Genomic DNA, 1,396 nt, shown 5'->3' on the forward strand with positions numbered 1-1,396 from the left:
CCCATAAAATTGAATTTCTTAATATATTTTTTGAAGCTCGAAAATTTTGCCAATGCGCATTAGCATAATCATCATAAAAGTTTCCTAAAAATACTCCACCTTTACCATATCTGTAAAATACAAAACCAGGTTTACCAGAAGATGTTCCCCTCAAAATAATATGAGAATTCTGCGGGAGGGATTCAAAAAAACCATCAACATCAGCTGAAAAAGGTTAAAAACTTATAGAGTATATTGCTGGATGCAAAGAATCAACAAATGTAGAGTGTGATGAGCAACTCTGGTCTTCTTGCCAGCCGTAACCTGATGGTGAAAGTGGAAGCACCTCAAAATCTTCACCCCTTGGCTGTGTAAATACATACAAATACCCACCATTTCTTACAAATCTTTCCATCTCACTTTTAAATTTGGTATCGTTCTTTTTACCCGCTAAAGCACCAGATGGTATAACCAAAAATCTTAAGTTTCTTTTATTAACACCCCATAAACTCTAAGAGTATCTCTAGTGCTATAATCTACTCCTCAGTGCCAATCGTACCTCCCATTCAAGTTCCTCGGACCATAATCTGAAGTAATACCATAATTAAAAGGAGGTAAAAGATCCTGAGAAAAAAGAAAAGTTACCAGACAAAAATTGATGAAAATTAATTTTTTTCATTTCTTACCCTTTAATAACAAAATTAAGAGCTCATCCAAGAGATCATCAAAGGAAACTTCAAACGATTGAGAAGCAGGTAGATCGTGCCATCCACCATTTAAACCAATTTTTTGTCCTTTCTCACATCAGGAGCGAAACTCCACTTCCTCCCATTAATTTTCCCCTCAGCCCTTACTACCTTTGTTCTCCCCGTCTCTACATCCAAAAAGAAAAGGTGTCTAATCCATTTACCGCCCATCTCTTTACTTATATAGCCCCCTATTATCTTACCATTGGGTGAAATTATAAACGAACCGAAGGCTTCCTCTCTTTTCTTCACCACTTTCACTAACCCATTCCCCAAACTGTCAAAAACCACTAGATGAATCTCCTCATTATGCGGCGGAGCAAAATACTTAAAAAAACACCCTACTACCATCCGCAGACACTCCCTCCTCCGTAACATCACCAGGAGCAGAACTGAAATGAACCTCATATACCCTTCTTCCAACAGTCTCTCCCTTTTTGTTTATAAACTCCAACTCACAAGACGCTACTCCAACCCAACTAACCTCATAATAATTCCACCTAATATACCTATCATGAAACTCCTTACTCAAATACTCCTTAGGCAACAACCGAATGTTCAAAACTAAATTTCCTTTTTCTGAAACAATAAACTTAGTCCCCTTTCGCCAATCTCTCTTAAGTTCCCTTTTTACCCTGCCATCCGGAGAAAGTATAATCACCCTTCCACGC

3 protein-coding genes are annotated in these 1,396 nt (G+C 37.8%); all 3 read right to left on the minus strand.

Translation table 11 applies throughout. From position 1 onward, the window contains the following. Positions 1–214 precede the first annotated feature (214 nt). Positions 215–394 carry a hypothetical protein gene (locus ABDH49_00785; protein ID MEN3045515.1) on the minus strand — a complete coding sequence of 60 codons (180 nt, stop codon included), beginning with the start codon at positions 392–394 and terminating at the stop codon, positions 215–217. A 361-nt stretch (positions 395–755) separates the two neighbouring features. Next, positions 756–986: a hypothetical protein gene (locus ABDH49_00790; protein ID MEN3045516.1), complete on the minus strand. Its 231-nt coding sequence runs from the start codon at positions 984–986 to the stop codon at positions 756–758. Between the two features lie 67 nt (positions 987–1,053). After that, on the minus strand, positions 1,054–1,396 hold a 343-nt coding region (locus tag ABDH49_00795), incomplete at its 5' end, for a hypothetical protein (GenBank protein ID MEN3045517.1).

Source organism: Candidatus Hydrothermales bacterium (assembly GCA_039630235.1).
In the GTDB taxonomy this organism is placed as follows: Bacteria; Hydrothermota; Hydrothermia; order Hydrothermales; family JAJRUZ01; genus JBCNVI01.

Coding starts and splice junctions, on each gene's coding strand:
- ABDH49_00785 (MEN3045515.1), bottom strand. CDS start 394: ATGGAAAGATTTGTAAGAAATGGTGGGTATTTGTATGTATTTACACAG.